The organism is Pseudomonas avellanae BPIC 631 (assembly GCF_000444135.1).
Lineage (GTDB): Bacteria > Pseudomonadota > Gammaproteobacteria > Pseudomonadales > Pseudomonadaceae > Aquipseudomonas > Aquipseudomonas avellanae.
The window spans coordinates 1-16,080 of record NZ_ATDK01000557.1 but is presented as its reverse complement, the minus strand read 5'-3'; the positions used below and the strand labels follow the sequence as shown (position 1 = coordinate 16,080).

General features: G+C 58.8%; 17 protein-coding genes. 2 read left to right on the top strand and 15 right to left on the bottom strand.

Annotated elements, in window-relative coordinates; all coding sequences use genetic code 11:
- Positions 1 to 8: 8 nt before the first annotated feature.
- The 7 genes from DW49_RS0124670 to DW49_RS0124640 are packed head-to-tail and all read right to left on the bottom strand — an operon-like array spanning position 9 to position 8,184.
- Positions 9 to 2,024 carry a DotA/TraY family protein gene (locus DW49_RS0124670; RefSeq protein WP_024421514.1) on the bottom strand — a complete coding sequence of 672 codons (2,016 nt, stop codon included), beginning with the start codon at positions 2,022 to 2,024 and terminating at the stop codon, positions 9 to 11.
- Between the two features lie 28 nt (positions 2,025 to 2,052).
- Entirely contained in the window at positions 2,053 to 2,655 is a 603-nt protein-coding gene (traX, locus tag DW49_RS0124665) for a conjugal transfer protein TraX (RefSeq protein WP_024421513.1), read from the bottom strand.
- A complete protein-coding gene (gene traW, locus DW49_RS0124660; protein ID WP_005622185.1) occupies positions 2,645 to 3,859 on the bottom strand; it encodes a conjugal transfer protein TraW in 1,215 nt (404 codons plus the stop codon). The genes traX and traW overlap by 11 nt, the downstream gene beginning before the upstream one ends.
- 11 nt (positions 3,860 to 3,870) lie before the next feature.
- A complete protein-coding gene (locus tag DW49_RS0124655) occupies positions 3,871 to 4,260 on the bottom strand; it encodes a hypothetical protein (RefSeq protein ID WP_005740376.1) in 390 nt (129 codons plus the stop codon).
- A gap of 21 nt (positions 4,261 to 4,281) precedes the next feature.
- On the bottom strand, positions 4,282 to 4,518 hold the full coding sequence (locus tag DW49_RS0124650) for a hypothetical protein (protein WP_005622183.1): 237 nt from the start codon (positions 4,516 to 4,518) through the stop codon (positions 4,282 to 4,284).
- 23 nt (positions 4,519 to 4,541) lie between these two features.
- Entirely contained in the window at positions 4,542 to 7,598 is a 3,057-nt protein-coding gene (locus DW49_RS0124645) for a conjugal transfer protein (RefSeq protein ID WP_024421512.1), read from the bottom strand.
- Positions 7,573 to 8,184, bottom strand: coding sequence for a hypothetical protein (locus DW49_RS0124640; protein ID WP_005622174.1), 612 nt, complete (start codon positions 8,182 to 8,184; stop codon positions 7,573 to 7,575). Before DW49_RS0124640 ends, DW49_RS0124645 begins: the two co-directional genes overlap by 26 nt.
- Before the next feature lie 184 nt (positions 8,185 to 8,368).
- Between DW49_RS0124640 and relB the strand changes: the two genes are divergently transcribed.
- A complete protein-coding gene (gene relB / locus DW49_RS0124635; RefSeq protein ID WP_005622172.1) occupies positions 8,369 to 8,569 on the top strand; it encodes a type II toxin-antitoxin system RelB family antitoxin in 201 nt (66 codons plus the stop codon).
- Positions 8,547 to 8,822 carry a type II toxin-antitoxin system RelE/ParE family toxin gene (locus DW49_RS0124630; protein WP_005622170.1) on the top strand — a complete coding sequence of 92 codons (276 nt, stop codon included), beginning with the start codon at positions 8,547 to 8,549 and terminating at the stop codon, positions 8,820 to 8,822. The genes relB and DW49_RS0124630 overlap by 23 nt, the downstream gene beginning before the upstream one ends.
- A gap of 43 nt (positions 8,823 to 8,865) precedes the next feature.
- Here the strand turns inward: DW49_RS0124630 and DW49_RS0124625 are convergent, their stop codons facing one another.
- The 8 genes from DW49_RS0124625 to DW49_RS0124590 form a co-directional block, all read right to left on the bottom strand.
- Positions 8,866 to 9,261, bottom strand: a complete 396-nt coding sequence (locus DW49_RS0124625) for a DUF6750 family protein (RefSeq protein WP_005622168.1) — start codon at positions 9,259 to 9,261, stop codon at positions 8,866 to 8,868.
- 75 nt (positions 9,262 to 9,336) lie between these two features.
- Complete coding sequence (traQ, locus tag DW49_RS0124620) at positions 9,337 to 9,879, bottom strand: conjugal transfer protein TraQ (protein ID WP_005622166.1); 543 nt, start codon at positions 9,877 to 9,879, stop codon at positions 9,337 to 9,339.
- 8 nt (positions 9,880 to 9,887) lie between these two features.
- A complete protein-coding gene (traP, locus tag DW49_RS0124615) occupies positions 9,888 to 10,598 on the bottom strand; it encodes a conjugal transfer protein TraP (RefSeq protein WP_024421511.1) in 711 nt (236 codons plus the stop codon).
- On the bottom strand, positions 10,595 to 11,953 hold the full coding sequence (gene traO / locus DW49_RS0124610) for a conjugal transfer protein TraO (RefSeq protein ID WP_024420289.1): 1,359 nt from the start codon (positions 11,951 to 11,953) through the stop codon (positions 10,595 to 10,597). Before traO ends, traP begins: the two co-directional genes overlap by 4 nt.
- A 5-nt stretch (positions 11,954 to 11,958) precedes the next feature.
- Entirely contained in the window at positions 11,959 to 13,017 is a 1,059-nt protein-coding gene (locus tag DW49_RS1000000133965; RefSeq protein WP_005622162.1) for a DotH/IcmK family type IV secretion protein, read from the bottom strand.
- Positions 13,018 to 13,073: 56 nt separating this feature from the next.
- Complete coding sequence (locus tag DW49_RS0124600; protein ID WP_003344369.1) at positions 13,074 to 13,781, bottom strand: DotI/IcmL family type IV secretion protein; 708 nt, start codon at positions 13,779 to 13,781, stop codon at positions 13,074 to 13,076.
- Positions 13,778 to 14,131, bottom strand: coding sequence for a conjugal transfer protein (locus DW49_RS0124595; protein ID WP_005622158.1), 354 nt, complete (start codon positions 14,129 to 14,131; stop codon positions 13,778 to 13,780). The genes DW49_RS0124600 and DW49_RS0124595 overlap by 4 nt, the downstream gene beginning before the upstream one ends.
- A gap of 25 nt (positions 14,132 to 14,156) precedes the next feature.
- The coding region (locus DW49_RS0124590) for an LPD7 domain-containing protein (protein ID WP_029774765.1) at positions 14,157 to 16,080 on the bottom strand (1,924 nt) is incomplete at its 5' end.

The window sequence follows — 16,080 nt, the reverse complement described above, 5'->3', positions numbered from 1 at the left end:
TCAATAGGTTACGTCGAAACGGGAACAGACCCTAGAAAAGAGATCACGTAGTCCGCCAGGGACGCCTGCAGGCCGAAGAGTCGAGTCACACCAAAGGTCGCAATGCGGGCATAGATCATCAGCCACCCGATCATCTTGAACAATCCCACGATCGAGTCCGCGTTGGCATTGGCCAGCGCCGAGGCAAATAACAGATTCAGGATAGTTCCCCCACCGATTACGGCCACCGACGCAAAAAAGAACCCCAGTACCATCAATGAGGGCCGCAGCATCATGTCGATCAGAAAGATATAACCGTAGGTACTGCGACTCCCCTTGTCCTCTTCGGCCCCCAGGTGCGTGGCAGCCCACATTGAGCCCGCCGCACAGCCCACCAGCACACTGACGACCCAGTTGAATATACCCACCATCCAGAACAGAAAGGGTACAGCAGGCAGAAATACGGCCAGCGAAAAACCGATGGCCAGCAGGGCGAACATGACGAAATAGAACATCGGGGCCAGCGCACCCAGCACATCTTTCACCACCGCTCCTACATCCACCGCAAATATCTTGGCCCCCCAGCCCAATGGCGAGTTGCTGGCCGACGAGGCCGCTGCCCAAGTTCCGGCATACCCCGCCATCAAGGTTTCAACAGTCCCCAGCGTGTAATCACCAATGGTCTGCATCTTGATGAGTGGGTTCACTTGGTTAGAAAAACTGGAGCTGTTCCCTGTCGTCGAAGTTGCTATTAAGTTGGTGATCGTCTGCATAGGATTTTTGAAAAAACTCACAAACACCGAATTCGGGTCCTTCGCCGTCGCTGCCGCGCCATCATCCTTGGCCGTCTGCGTCCCTAGCGGAGCCGTGTAGGTACTGTTTTGCACCTGCGATTTGTAGGCTGCGAACACCTGGTTATACAAATCGCCGGTACCGTGCTCGCCCAGATTACTCATCCCCGTGACAACCGGGGTCGAGCTGGCCACGTCGTTGGTCTTGTTATTAGCTGTGGCGAAGGTGTGATACCAACTGCCCAGGGCCACCCAACCACTGCTTTTGATCTGGCTCGACAACTGGCTTTGCAGTGTGTCCTTGAAATCTATCTTGTTGAGGGCCAGGTTCACCGTGTTTTCATAGGCGGCGGCTGCGTTCTGTATCTGCGTCTCGGCGTCCTGGAAGCTCCCCGTATCCTGGTCGCGCTTGCTCAGGTAGGTGTCTACGAACGCCTGTGCCGCTTGATCCAGGGTGCTTTGCATGGTGTCTAGCGCTTGGTGCTGCGCCGTGATCACCCCACTCGTGTCCACGTCACTGTCAAACAACAGGTTCCAGGTCCCGGTGCGGCCCGTATTGGGTGTTTTGGCAGAACCACACACCGCGCTGCCGTTGCCGGTGTCGTATTGGCCGTTGCCCCCCTTGGTGGTAATCAACGGGGTATTGGCTTCGCCATCCGCATACAGCGACTCCAGCTCACGGTTGATCGCGTACTTGCACAGGTTCATCTCAAAGATGCCCCGCGCCGCGCTTCGGGTTGAAGGAGCCGTGGGCTGCGTCACCATCGAGTAGCCGCTGTCCATCATGTCCACGGCTTTATCAGTCAGCAGATTGGCACTGCCAACCCCCATGGTGGAGCAGGCCCATACCATGACGAGCTGGGCCAGTGACCAACCTGATTGGGTGGGCAAGATCATGATGAAACCGGCAAACGTCATGATCGGGTACAGCGCAGATCGACCGCCTGCGAAAAACTGTCCCTGATGCCCAGCCTTCACAATGGTTTTCAGGGTGATGGTCAGAAACCAGAACAGGGCCATCACGGCCAGAACGCCATTGATAATGGCGAACAGTGAGCCAATCAAGGTTGGCTGTGATGGTGCAAATGGATCGACTGCTACTTGGCCCATGATCATGACCATCGCCTGGCGCGAGAGGTCATTGGGCTTTTGGGAGGCTGCCGCGATCGTCTGGTAATCCACGTTATCGGCCAGTACCGGCACGGAGAAGACCAGCAGAAGACCCATCCACCAGAAGCGTTTAATGAGGTTCATGGCATCTGTCCATATTTAGAGGTCAGTATTACTTGAGGTGGCCGCGAGTAAGCACCAGCCGGCACCACCGGGTCTCGGCCAGAAAGTCTTTGAAGGTCCCTCGTTCCGCTACGCTGACGCGCCTTTTCTGCAGTTGCCACAGTCGGTAGGTCGCGATCAGCGTTTTGACGAAGCCCAAACTGGCGATTGATCCCAGGACCAGGAGCGTTACCGTCGCCCGAAGAAAGGTGCTCAATGGCAGGCTGAAGTTGGCCAACAGCAGCATGGCCAGCAGCAGAACACTCAGGCTGGTGCTGACCATCAGCAAACACCACCATGCCGTCCGGATGCGGTTGTAGACGGTCAGCAGCTGTTCGATGGTCCTTCCCGAACGAGCGACAGCCACACTCCAGCTGATACCAACTGCATCTGCCTCAGTCGTTGCTGACGCCGGGGTCAGCAACGTCTTCAGTAGCTTCAGCTTTTGTACCGTCGGTTTTATGCCCCGGCGATAGATCACCGCCAGATCAGAGAACGGGTTGAGGATCGACAGCCCCACATGGCCGGCGCGCCGTAACGGTGTGCCCGAATGCTTATCGTCCCGCGGCGATTGTTCGTCCACGTGCTTGGTTGTGTCAGGTTCAGTTTTCATGTGCGGTGACTCCCGAACTCATTTTTGCTCCCAGTTCCTGAAGCTGCGGAACGTATTTGGCGTCTGCTGCCAGGGCCAGTTGCTGGCCGGCAATGATGTTGGCCTGGCGTTGGTCGTTTTTGAGTCCCAACTGCAGCCAGTTGCCCAGGCTCTGCACGCGCACCAATTCACGCATCAGGTTGTCTCCGCTCAGGGCCTGAAGGTCGGTTTCATAGGCGGTATTGGCATAGCGCCTGCCCACCTCGAAAGCCTCGAACTCGCGCTCGCTCATCACCCCGGTGCGTTGTGCTTGCTGGCTTCCCGTTGAAGCGAAATACTCCGCCGCTGATGGATTCTGTAGCGCCTCTTGCAATGCCTCCTGTGTGGCCGGATTGGCCTGACTGGCGGCGATAATGTCTAGCTGCGGTTGAGTCGCGGCGCTCTGAATCGCCTTGTACTGGGTCATCAGCCCCTGATACTCACGTCCCGTGGCCGACTGGATATCGCCCTTGCCCGGTGCCCGCCCCCCGTCATGGCGTGCCGAGTTCTTCATGTACGCCATGCCCGCATCGACCTGATCCTGATTGAACGTCAGGTCAGGGGCCTTGCCCACGGCTCCCGCCCCGTCGATCAACGAGCGCATTTCGATGTCGCCTCCAGGCAAGCTTGAGACCTGCGGGCACAGATCTGTACCGCCGTACTGGGCCGATTCGCTTTGTGTGCAGTACTGCGCGTGCATGGCGGCACTGCGATAGCCACCCTGACGCGAGGCCACGGGCTCGGAAGCGATGGTCTTCTGCACCACAGCACTGCCGACGCCTGCCCCGCTGGCCAGCACCGCCGTTTGCGCACGGCTCACCTTCCCCACCGTGGCCGCGACCCCAGAGGCCGACTCGCTGCAGATGCTGTCAGCGACCGAGTACTGTTCTCGGGCACGCTCCAGGCGCTCGGTCTGACGGCCAAAAATATCGGCCTCGCGCTGGGCACGTGCGGCCTCAGAAATAACCGCGACTTGCTTGTCACTGGCCTGCACGATGGCCGTGCCGATTTGTGTCTCAGTGGTCAGGATTTCCGCCAGGGTAGCTTGAAGGCCGCCCATGGCCGGCATCACCTGCGTTTCAATAGGAACACTGCCCGTGACGGCCACCGGCTGGACGTACGCCAGTACTTGTTGGGCTTGGAGCAGGCCCACGGTCAGCGCTGTTAAAGCCTGAAGTCGTTTCATGATCATTTCCTTCAACTTTCGACGGTTTGGAGGACAGGTATATCCACCCAGGCCGCACGGAACATCCATAGCCTGAATTCTTCAACGGTCTGGCCGCTTTTGGCATGCAAGCCTGCAAGCAAACCCGAAAGGCGCTGTTCCTGGACTTCACTCATTTCGTCATCCGCTATTTCGGCATAGTCGCCAAAGAGGTCATCAGGATCGAACACTTTGTAAATGTGCGATTTATACAGCCAGTGAAGTGAGTCGTGATCCCTCCACCCTTTCGGAAGCCGAAAGGCCAGCTCTCTTCTGTCGGTAAGGCTGTAGTGATCTGGATAGTTGCAATCAGCGTTTGATGTAAATACCCAATACAACCGTCCAATAGCCGGATGAACCGCACTGACAAAGACTTCTCTCATAGCCATTTTCCTAATCTCATATCATTTCACGAGGCGCACCAGATTCTCCGAGACCTTCCCCGCCAGCTCGGGGGCAAGGTGTTCGCGCATGAACTGGATGACCTTATCCGTAGCGCCGATCCGAACACCGTTCGACCGGCCAACGACCAGCAACCGATGGTGCTTTGCCATCCAGGTGGCCAGCTCCGCCAAAGCCTGTAATTGATCCGGGCTCGCTTCACGCAAAGCGTCGTGCAGGGAATCATTTTCGTTATTCATGGAATGTGCTCTCCGTTTATTGGCTAGAGGTTGTAGCCGCGCCGTTTGATCAACTCGTTGGCCAGCGTGCGAATCACGTTGTTGGAATCCGCTTCACCCGCTTGCTTCTGGCGCAGCGCGATGAGTTTTTCTGCCGTGCCCTGGGGAAAGGCTTCGGCCAGGATGGCGCGAGCCGTGGCACCGCCGACGGCGTCATATAGCAACCTGCGCAGGGCACTGTCAGTCGGTGAAGAACCCAACGCCCATAGCTCCAGGGGCCCCATGGCGTTTTTCAGAATGCGCGCCAGGGTGCCGCCACCCTTGATTCGGAACACGCCCAAAAACGGTACGCCGCTGCCATCCGCTGCTGGACCTGAGCCCAAACGCTGAAAGCGCTGCAGAGTGACCTTGGGCACTTTGATGGTGTCGGTCAGAAGCTTCTCGTCCTTGGGGTCCACCTCCATCATGTACAGCGAGTTGGCCGAATTCAGAATGGCGTCGGGAAAGTCGCTCACGTACTGCGAGGACAACACCGTGCGTATGCCGAATTTGCGTTGCTCACGGTCCTGGGTTTCCAGCATGGGAAAGATGAAGGGCACCTGTTTCGCATTGTGCAGCTCGTCGTAGACCTTGGTTTTGACCTCCTGATCCAGCTGCTCTAAGCGGTCGAGATGCATGGGGTGGTAAAGCGTGGGCACCGCCTCCAACAGCTCATCCCGGTATTGCGGCAACACAAAATCTCCCCCCGCCACCTGGCCCGCAAACAGGAACATGATTCCGGTTTTCAGGTGACCAGCATTGGTGGTGTTATCACCCATGACATTGTTCAGATCGATCGCGATCACTCGCGTGCGTGGACTGATCAAGAACTGCGTACGCCCGGCCAACATCTTGAATTCTCTACAGGCGTCAGTCATGCATCGGTGCAAGTACTCCAGCAACAGCTCCTGACTGCCATCGCGTTGCACCCGACCATAGGCGCTCTGTACGTCTTCATGGTTCAGGAAGGTGGTCATGTCGGCCAGTTCCGGCACCGCTTCGAACTGGGCCAGCTGCGCTTCCTTAACAAAGCCTGCTTCAAACAACAGATCGCGCACCTCATACCAGGTACTGCTATCCCACCACTGGGCCGGATAACGCTCGATCAACCCGCTTTTATCCAAGGCAGTGTCCACTTCGGGGACGACCCCGCGCCCCCAGCGTCTGGGGCTTTTTTCGGCATTGGCGGTATAGGCCATGCTGATGACGCGGTCCAGTATCTGCCGGGTATCGCGTTCGTTAGGCGGATTGCCGGTAGAGGGATCAATGCACATGGCCGTGAGCATGCTGATGATCCAGTTACGCTCGGGGGCGATCGGGAACCGCGCGCCCAGCTGGATATCGAACAGGTTCCGGCAATGCTTGGGGCTGTTCTGCAGCACAATGCCCACGACCTCGTCCTTACGATCCGGCGGCAGACTGTCGCGCAGCAAGGCGACTTGACCTTGCATCGAGAAACCTTTGTCCACCCCCGCCATGAACGGTAATCGCTGCTGGGCGCTGGACACCGTGACATTGCCCAGCTTGTTCAGCAGCACCGACTTGCCCTGGCCGGAAGAGCCGGTGACCACACTGGTGAGCTTGTTCTGCTTGGGGGTGGCCAGACCGACCGGATAGAGCTTGCCATCGAGCGTAGCGAACAAGGCGTTGCCGTCCTCCTCCCAAGCCGAGGCCGGTCGGGTCAGCGGCAGCAGGTTCAGCGCCTCTGAAAGCGGCGGATACAACAGGTTCGGGCCACTGCCTTTGCTGGAAGCCACCAGCGTCGAGGCCCATGCGCGTACCGGGTTGCCGAAGGTTTGCGTCACCTCGCACACCCCCCAGGCCTGAAAGGCCTGGGTCAGCAGCGTCAGATGGCGCGTCACTGCGGCCTGGCTGTCTCCCCAGGTCGATGCCATGATCGTCATGACACACACCGGCTCCTGCTGCTCGACTTTCGTCAACGTTTCGATGGAGTTCCAGATGGGGCGAAGCGGCGGCACAAACGCCATGAAGTCCAACGTGCCTTTTTTCATGCCCAGCGACTTCATGCCTCCAGGCATCAGGTCCATGCGTACGCGCCAAGGCACGCCGCGAGGGACCAGCGCTTTGAGCTTGGCAAAGGTCTGCGGCGTCTGCGGCCCCAAGACGACAGACAAGGTCCCATGCCACATCCCATTGACGCAGAGCTTGTTGCCGTTGGTTTCCATGTCCTGGTTCATCAGCTGAAACTTCAGCTGCGGGGCCAGAAACGGTGTGTGATCGTCGCCGTTACGTACACCGTGCGGGGTGATCGGATCATCAGGGAGCAGCGGGTACCAATGCTCACTGGTACCGAGCCGGTCCACTTGAGAGCGCAGCGCCTGGCCCACTGCATGGGCATCGAGCAGTTCCAGCAGCACACCCTGGCCGTCATCTTTAAAGGCAGCTTCCACAGCGCTCATGAAGGCGTCGTGGCGAATTTTCAGGCCGGCCATTTCAGCCAGGACCGGATTTTGTCCATACCGTGCATCCGGGCTTTGCCCGATCAATTGCTTGATACGGCGATTTTCGTCGATCAGTTCATGCGCCGAGAGCGTCTTGCGCCCGGTGTAACACACCAGGTAGCAGCGTTCGCGCGAAACCCAGGGGGCCAGCTTTTCAACGTTTTCGTCCAGGATCGGCGTCAAGTCGATGCCGGTCCGTTTGACAGAAGCGTACTGAGGGGCCAGCAGGCGTTCGACGTCCTCGCGGCCTCGATCAGGGTCATCATCGAACACCAGGCTGATTTTGTGTCCATGTCGGCGATAGTGGGCTGTCAGCGCATGCATCATGCGCTCCAAGCGGCCGGCCCAGGAATAAGGGGCCTCCAGGGGTGCCGCTTCGTCGGTGTCACAAAAACTGCCGGCAACGGCATACACCGAGCAGTAATCGCCATCGTCGTTGACCAGTACATACGGGGCATTGAGGGCTGGGTGGCGAGTGCGATCGTCGTCCGTCAGACGCAGTACCGTGTTCAAGTCGCAATAGTCGGGCAGATCGCGTGATACGGCAAACCGGGAGGTTTCTGTGATCAGGTCTTCAACCCAACGGATCAAGCTCGGCATAAAAGTCACTCCGGGTATAAGTGTCCCAGCTGCGGGAAGTGAGCGCTGACGCAACGGTTTTGCCGGTGGGCAGCAGCAACGTGAGATCAGCAAACATGTCAGCGGGTAAAATCAGTGCGCAGCCCTCAAGGCGGGTTTGCAGCGTTAAACGCTTGTGAGGAGCAAGGCGCTGAAGAGCCAGCGCGAACTCCCCCGCTCGCGTCGTACCCCAGGCTTGTTCCACCTCACGGCCATGTCGAGCCAGCCAGAGCAGAACCCTTTTGCCTTGGGCACGCTGCGTGCGGGTACCGCCGAGAATGGCAATCAGCGCACGGCGCTGCAGGTGATGCACATCCGTCATGGCCATACCGGGCAGGTAGGCCAGCACGCCGTGAGCCGCCGTAGGGCTGTCCAAGTGCCCGGCCAGGTAGCACAGGGTGCAAACCGCATGGGAGGCGGTAAACCCTGATCGAGCCCCCTGCCACAGCTTTTGGGTCCACAGTCCGCAGCAAGCGCATTGCTCGCCAGGCATAGCCGTCGGTACCGGCGTTTCAGGATCACCGCTGACATCGAGCATCAGGGGGATATGCGATAGATCAACATCCATAGCTTCGCCTTCCGGATTATTTTCAGAATTAGGAAAAGTCGTGGTTATTTGGCATGAACGGCTAGCCGCCGCAGGTTTGCGTCAGGAGTACAGCGGTTGATCCGCAATGGTGCACGTGGTCCGGGCCAAACGACAGAAAGACCCGGAAGGGTTAAGCTGTTGGGTATCTAAATAGGAGGTCTCTATGAGCACCCAACTTTCCCCCATCGTTTCCGAGTTCGAAACACAGGAACAAGCAGACAGCTATGACCGCTGGTTTCGGGCCAAGGTGCAGGAAGCCATAAACAGCACTAAGCCACGTTTGCCCCACGACGAGGCAATGGCGAAGGTGCAAACCGCCCTAGCAGAGCGAAGGAAGGCCCGTGCTAACAATTCGCTGGGCTGATGAGGCCTCCACCGACTTGGTGGAAATTATCGACTACATCGAGCAGCGTAACCCCGTCGCCGCCGAGGCGCTGAACGCCAACATATTGAAGGCCGTTGAAGGCCTTCCATCAGCACCCTACCTGTTCCGCCACGGTCGCGAACCCGGAACGCGTGAATGCGTTTTGCATCCCAACTACCTAGTGGTTTATCAGGTAGGGGCCGACACTATCGACGTGCTGCGCATCCTACACGCCCGTCAGCAATACCCTTGAACCGTAGCCCTGCGATGACCGAAGTCACCGCAGGAAGGTTGGCTTAGCCCACATCCACGGGTGCCAGGCCGACCTGCGCTTGTGAGCGCTTGATGATTTCAGGCACAACCACCAGGCATACCCCGAACAGGATGGACGCGACGATCGCGCCGATTTTGATCTGCGGGTTGTCTTTCTTGTTCTTGGCCGCGACCAGCCCACCGATCACGAAGATCACACCGACAAACTGAGCAATGGTCAGTGCAGATTTCTTAAGCGACGTGGCGCCTACCGCTGCCGAATCACCCATCCCGGCAATGTCGGCACCGCCGGCACCGGCAAAAGCCAGCACTGGGTTGGCAGCTATCGCTGCCGCCAGGCCTTTCAATATGTGTTGACGCAGACCATCTTTGAAAATCGACAGGCGAACAGCAGCGCACAGCATTACGTCTTTGGACATAGCCAACTCCTATGGATTAATAAGCAGGGTGTAACAATCGAAGGTGCGCCGAGGCGCTTTGGAATCCCGATCTGCTTACAGCAGGCCGAGGGTCTTTTGCAGGGCGCTCAGCAGATACGGACTGCAGACGCAAAAAACGCCCAGAATAAACTTGAGGGTACCGCTTGAAACGTCCTGACTGGCCGATAGGCCCGTATGCCCGTCCTTGAACGAGCGTTTCCAGGACAACATGCCTTGCAGCGCGAACCAGACGCCCAGCATGCGCACCAGACTTAACACGGCATTGGCCGCATCGGCTGCGACACCAAAGGTGCCCACGTCCACGTAGCTGATGGCATCGAAGGTCGCGCCCTGCCAACCCAACTGGCGAGCGGCAGCACCGATCATTTGATCGAGGCCAGCCAGGCCTCCACAGAGCAACAACACAGCGATGACCTTGCCGCCACCTTCCGCATGGCCAGGTGCTTTGCGCGCGGCACTGGCGTGAGTGGCGAGGTAGCTCACAGCGCCAGTGACCGCAAACAAGCTGCCCAGCGTGAAGGCAAAGTTGACAAAGGAAGTCAGCAGGTTGTGGGACAGATTGACCAACATTTGAATCGCGTCAGTACTGCCGTCCATGATTTACCTCATTTGATTGTGCCCGCGCTGGTCAGCACTTCGCGGGCCTGGGGATTGATACCGGTGACGGTCACCTGGCCCAGTTTCTCGCCGGGACTGACGGCCCAGGTCTTGTCCTGCCAGTACACCCAGGCCATGCCGTTCTGAATGGCTTGCACGCGCATGCCATTCAACGGCGAACGTGTTTTAGCGACTGGCTTGCTGGCCTGCTGTGTCGTGGTCGTCGCGCCGGGTCGTCCTTCAAGGAAGGACAGACGTGCTGACAAGACGCTGTTTTGCGCTTGTGCCTCGGTCAGTTGCTGTTGCAGCGCCTGTTGTGCAACCCCCTGAGTCTTGATCGTTTCGGACAAGCGCTGGATCGCGGTGCGATTCACCTCTGCGTAGGTACGTACCCCGCCGATCATGGCCGCAACCTCGTTCTTGAACTGGCCCAAATCAGACTCGGCAGCGGCTGCAACAGGGTGGGTACTCGACTGTTCAGCGGGCAAAGGCTGCTGTTCGAAGTCATTTTCAAAGGCCAGACGATTGACTGACGCGGTTTTCTCGGGGCCAAACAAGTACCAGCCAGCCAGTGCCAATACCAGGGCAATGCCGATCAGCCAGGGAAGTGAAAGCCCCATGACGATCGGGCGTTGCCACACGCTACGACTGGGAGCCTGGGTGGGAGCCGGCATTTCAATCGTCGATGCCTTGGGCTCTGCTGGACTGAACTCGCTCATTGTTGACTCTCCTGCAGCTTGCGCTGCGCCTGGATTCGCGTCTGGGTCTGCGCACGCCATTGATCAGGCGTCAGCGGTTGGGCTGGGGACTGGGGTTGTGCCGACATGACGGCCTGAGCGGGAGCCGCAGGTTGCACCGTTTCACCGCTTCGCCCTGGGGCAACGGCATCACCTGCGTATACGCCTCGCATGAACTGAATCGCGACCACCTGCCCCTTGAACACATTGACCTGGGTGGCCGGGGTGCGAGCGGCATCATCCGTCAGCACTTTGGCCGCCTGGCCGGCGGCACCGCCCAGAATGGTACCGGCGACCGCCGTTCCATCCGGCATGCCTGGTCGAGCGGTCTGGGTGGAAAAGCCATTGCTGAGGACCTGAGTATTGGCTTGTGAGTACATGTCGCTGATATTGCCAATGCCGCCCAGTACCGCTGGCAACACAATGCGTGACATGTAGCGGTGGTTCACTTCAGAAGCCACGTTGGCCAACAGGGTGTCGTCCTGAAGCGCATAGGCATCGACTTTGTAATTGACGCCCTTGAAGGCCATTTCAGTGAAGTGGATCACCACACCATCACCGGCCAACCTGGCGCCCTCGGGTGCCTTGAGCACAGCCCCGGCATAAGGCCCGGACAGCTTGCCCAGCACCGGCGTGGTGCTGTTGTCCGAGTCCACACCTATATCGATCACGCCAGCCCCGCGCCAGTAGGGCGGCACCACTTCGACAGGTGAATAGGGTTCTGCGGTGCTTTTAATGGAAGCGGTTTTCAGCTTGGCACCTCCCGGCAGGGTTTCACTCCAGCCGTCATAGCCTCCAGCAGAACCCGTGGTCGTATCGCCTGAGCCATTCAAAGCGTTAGTTCCCCCTAAAACATGGGCGAATACCAGTCCGGACGGCCGCTCTTCGGCTTTTTTTTCAGGATTGATCCGTTCTAGCAATGCCTTCAGACGCGGGTCTTCCTTCTTTTCGGAGTCTTTTGAGTTCTCGTCCTGACGAGTACGGCTACGCCGGGCGGTAGGCTCTGCCTGAGGGGCAGGCTTGGCCTTCGTCACAGGCAGCATCACGCTCGTCTGCTCCATGGGCATACTGGCAATGAAGCTGCTGTTTTCGTTTTTAGCCGTGCTGGCCCCTTCCTCGTTGTATTGCTTGAGCAGATCGCGATAGGCAGGGCTTTCAGTGCTGTGGCTGCGCGAAGCTTGTGCTACTCGACCCAGGTCTACCTTCGATTGCGCCGGCTCAGGCCTGGCCAGCCAGTCCCAAAGGTAATAGGCACCGCCAAAAACGACCACCAATGCGCCTCCAACCAGCGCTGCGGTGAGTTTCATGTCGCGTTTGGCATCGTTTTCGTTTGCCATGATGCTTACTCCAAGGCGACGTTGAGGGCCGCTGTGTGGCCCATGACTGAGAACGACACATAGGGCGTCACGGGTAATTTCCAGAGATGCGTACCGTCTGCCGACGACAACGTGGATTCGAACTCGTCCCGGATATCAGCCCGCGTGCGGATGTACAGGTCGTCACCCATTTGCCACACCGTGGTGTCTGGCACGTTGCCGGTGGTTTTGAGCTGTTTGGCCTCCTTGGGTGGAACGCCATCGAGAAACCCCTGCAGCACCCGATCGTGCAAGCCGATACGGACCTCGGGAGCGGCGCCTGGCTGAGCACCTGGCCCACGCCTAGGCACACGCAAGTCCAGGCGAGCGTCCACTGCCCACGTCTGGGCCTTGGTATCCGACTCCCCGCTGCTGACGTAGAGCATGATCGGCACGGCCAAACCTTTCAGGTAAACCGTGACGTTTCCGCTGGCAAAAGGCTTTGCGGCGTACAAGACCATGACCGGGCTATTGGGTACGTAATACGGCGTGATATCGGGGTTGCCACTGATGGGCGCGGCGCCCAGGTTCCACGGCGCGCCGGTACTGTCGATAAAGGTCAAGGAAGTGGGGTAGTTCACCGCCGTGCGCACCAGCGGCAAACTGGCCCCCGGCGACAGATTCACCGTTTGTGCGCTGATTCTCGGCACAATGGCGACCTGCGGAGAGGCCATGGCCTTGTCAACCTCTCCAACCTGTCCGCGCAGTTGCCGAATCTCTTGGGGAGTCAGCGGAGAAACGCTGTCCTGAGCCTTTTGAAAAAGCTCGGATGGCGGCGGAGGGAGCGGATCATTTCCAGACGGTTGCTGAGCTGGTGCTGCATTCACATGGCCATTACCTTGTGCCGGCGAGCCGGCTTTCTGTGCTGCTGGGTTTACACCCACGCCCGTAGCCCAGCCCGAAGGTGCAGCCCCCGCAGCAGGCGGAACAGGGGCAGAGGGGGGAACCGCAGATTTAGCCGGAGCGGCCTCTGGGCTGACAGTTTCATCCGCCCAGGCGTAGCCGCTTGCCGCTAGCCATAGGGCCAGCGCAATTGAAGTTTTCATAGGAGGTTCCTGTCTAGCGGAGCCGATTAAACGCGCACCAAATGCACCAGTGCGTATCAGTTAGCGTTGGTGGTAATCACTTGCGTGACTTCCAATCCTGCGTTTTTCACGCGTACATCCGTCTGCTGAATGCGCAGAGTAAAAATGAAGCGCTGAGGCGGACTGCCGGATTGTTGACCATCCAGCTTCAAAGTCACGGGGTACTGGTACTCCCAGGCAAACTTGTCCCCGATCGTCCCACTACCGCGAATCACACCTGGGCCAACGTCTACCCAGAGGTTCATGCGCTGATCCTTGACCGCTTTGAGCAGGTTCGAGGCCACCAAGGCTTTGTAATAGTCCTGGAAGCCCACTTCCGAGTAGCGCTCGCCCAGTTGGGTCATCTGATCGCGGTAATGCACGAAGTCCAGAGTGAAGCTCTGGCGAATGGTGTCGGCCCCAAAGGCCGACACGTCACGCCTGCTATGCCCTGGTTTGTCCGTAGGGATGATCTTGGTCACGCGACCACCCTCGGCCGCGAAGTACTTCACCGGAGGATGGGCGACCTGCCAGCCCAAGTAGCCATTCACGCTGACCGATAGCACCAGTGCAGGTGCCATCCAAAGCACTGCGGTCAGACAGCGATGGGCGAAAGCCGCACCTAACGCACGGTCACGCTGCAACTGCATGGCATGCTCGAACGTGTGCTGATCTTCCGCCGTGGGGAGGTGAGGTTTTTCCAGAGACTCCTCCACGGGCAGCAACTTCTCTGATGAGTCAGTCACAATGAACCTCCTACCGACTGCCAAGGGTCCGAGCCGCTGGGGATGTGGCTGTTGATCTTGTCCACCGCCGCCTGGCATACCTGATCGGCCACCTGGTTCATCAGGTCTTCCAGGCTTGGAAACGAGGGAAGGCTGATGCTGGTGGTGCGAATGCGCGACAAGCAATCCTGGAGTTCGTCTGAGACGGTGCGCTCGCGCTCTGCCCACACGTCCGACGCCTTCTTGGCCCGCTCATACGCAGTCTGACTGCCCACACTGGCCGCTTGTCCTGAGCGGCAAACTGCTGCGTTTCCCACAACGGGCAGGCAGCACACAACCATCAGCAGTGCACCGCACATGCTTTTCTTCATGATGAGTTCCTTTGCTGTTTGCGTTTTACACCGGACGTGGATCGCTCGGCTGTACTGACGGTGCCGCTGTGGGAGCTGACTTTGGGAGGGTGTTTTCCTCTTTCCAGCGCTGATCGAAGCCCAATAGGTTGTGCAAGGTGGGGGGCATCTCGCCAGGCGCGTCAAGCTTGCCAATGCGCACAGCACTGTCGCCTTCGAGCTTGAAAGCAATGTGCTCTCTCGAAACCGGCTCGCCACCAGAGCGGTTGATGCCATTGCCCGTGCCGATCGGCAGCAGGCCTTCGGGGGTAATGGCGTTAAACACCATCGACGGCCCTTCGTCACGGCCTGGCAGACTCACCAATACATGCTGCATCTGATCCCCCTGACGCACTACACCTTGCAGGTAGGGACCATCGCCGCGCACCAAGTACATGTCCAGATGGCCATCCTGTGACCAACTGCTGATGACGGGTTGTCCCGCTGTGTTGTTGGGGTCGATCGGCGGCCGAGGGGCTGACAGCTCGTCACCCGTTTTTGCGCTGCCTTCACCGTTTGGGGTCAACCAATACAGGCCATCCGTGGGTGGCGTGGGCAAGGGAGCCTCCACGCCCAGTTGCGCAAGCCAGGCTTGTTGCACCACGGCGAAACGCCCGGCGTCATAGGCGCCGAGTTTGACGCCCTCATCCTGGCCAGAACGTACTGCGGGGTTACCCTCTACCTTTAGGGCCCATTGGTTGCGATGGACGTCTTTATCGTCGTAACCCACGGTGACGCCCTGATCGTTTTTGCGGGGCACCTTGACGGTAACCGGAAAATTGCCCAGCCACTGCAACGTCACCATCTTGCCTGGCTGCACACGGGTTTGGCGCAGCAGCCCCGCCAGCTCCTTGCCCCAAAAAGTCTGAACACCGTTCTTGGTACGCAGTGTAATGAAGGTGCTCTCGGGCTTGTCTGGCTCAAAACGAAACGGCTTCTGGCCAAATTTGAGGATCTTGCCTGTCACGCCATCCTTGGCCGCCTGGAAAGGCTGATGGATGGCGGGCGACACCTGCTGATTCGCTGACGTTGCAGGCTGATCCGATGCTGGAGCTGCCGAGGGCGGATTGATGACCGGTGCGTCGGGCTGTGCCGGTAGTGCAGGTTGAACCAGTGGCCGCTGCAGACCCTCAACCTCCAGCGGCTGATAAGCAGTACTCGCCGGCGCGGCTTGTTGAGGTTGCGGTGCCGAGGGCTTCGCCTGTGACGGCTGTGGACCACCATACGGCGGTGGGGTATCACCATGAATGGCATCAAGCGTTACAGGTGGCTGCTTCAACGCGTTACGGGCATCGTCCAGCAACATTTGCTGCGCAGGGTTCTTCATCTCCACATTGATCTGGTGCTGAGCAATCAGCTCGATGGCTTTTGCCTTGAATTCGTCACTGCCGGTCAGTTCGATGCGCCCCCGGTAGAACTGTGCTGCCGTGAGCAACGCAGCTATTACCTTCTCATCTTCCTGACCTGCGCCTTGGACCATCTCCAGGCGCGACCCACGGTCAACGAAAGCAGGCTCGGCATCGAGCTTGTAGAGCACCGAATTGTCACCTTGAACCTCACGGCTGATGCGGGCCAACAGAGCGTCTTTGTCGATGTTGCTGGCTTGCAGTTGTGGCTCGTCGGCACCTATCGGAGCCCCTACGAAGATAGCATCCGGTACGACCGCCGGGCCGGTCTTGCGTGCTGTGGTGAAACGACGCGGCAGGGCCCCTGACACCGGAACCTCCACGTCTGAAAGGCTTTCATTGTCTTCGTTTTGAGCAGGCCCTGCCGGTGCGATTATCGGTTGATCCTCAGCGACGGGGGAAGTGTCAGGATCAGCCTCTACTGACGCCTGTTGTTTAGCAGGAGGCGCAGCTGGTTGAGTTGTCTCGTTTGACTGCTCTGGCTCGGCCGCCGCCAAAGGTGGCCGGTTGAGTACAGGCGCGTCG

Coding starts and splice junctions, on each gene's coding strand:
- DW49_RS0124595 (WP_005622158.1), bottom strand. CDS start 14,131: ATGAAGAAAAGCATGTGCGGTGCACTGCTGATGGTTGTGTGCTGCCTG.
- traQ (WP_005622166.1), bottom strand. CDS start 9,879: ATGGACGGCAGTACTGACGCGATTCAAATGTTGGTCAATCTGTCCCAC.
- relB (WP_005622172.1), top strand. CDS start 8,369: ATGAGCACCCAACTTTCCCCCATCGTTTCCGAGTTCGAAACACAGGAA.
- DW49_RS0124670 (WP_024421514.1), bottom strand. CDS start 2,024: ATGAACCTCATTAAACGCTTCTGGTGGATGGGTCTTCTGCTGGTCTTC.
- traO (WP_024420289.1), bottom strand. CDS start 11,953: ATGGCAAACGAAAACGATGCCAAACGCGACATGAAACTCACCGCAGCG.
- DW49_RS0124655 (WP_005740376.1), bottom strand. CDS start 4,260: ATGAGAGAAGTCTTTGTCAGTGCGGTTCATCCGGCTATTGGACGGTTG.
- DW49_RS0124625 (WP_005622168.1), bottom strand. CDS start 9,261: ATGTCCAAAGACGTAATGCTGTGCGCTGCTGTTCGCCTGTCGATTTTC.
- traW (WP_005622185.1), bottom strand. CDS start 3,859: ATGAAACGACTTCAGGCTTTAACAGCGCTGACCGTGGGCCTGCTCCAA.
- traX (WP_024421513.1), bottom strand. CDS start 2,655: ATGAAAACTGAACCTGACACAACCAAGCACGTGGACGAACAATCGCCG.
- traP (WP_024421511.1), bottom strand. CDS start 10,598: ATGAGCGAGTTCAGTCCAGCAGAGCCCAAGGCATCGACGATTGAAATG.
- DW49_RS0124640 (WP_005622174.1), bottom strand. CDS start 8,184: ATGGATGTTGATCTATCGCATATCCCCCTGATGCTCGATGTCAGCGGT.
- DW49_RS1000000133965 (WP_005622162.1), bottom strand. CDS start 13,017: ATGAAAACTTCAATTGCGCTGGCCCTATGGCTAGCGGCAAGCGGCTAC.
- DW49_RS0124645 (WP_024421512.1), bottom strand. CDS start 7,598: ATGCCGAGCTTGATCCGTTGGGTTGAAGACCTGATCACAGAAACCTCC.
- DW49_RS0124650 (WP_005622183.1), bottom strand. CDS start 4,518: ATGAATAACGAAAATGATTCCCTGCACGACGCTTTGCGTGAAGCGAGC.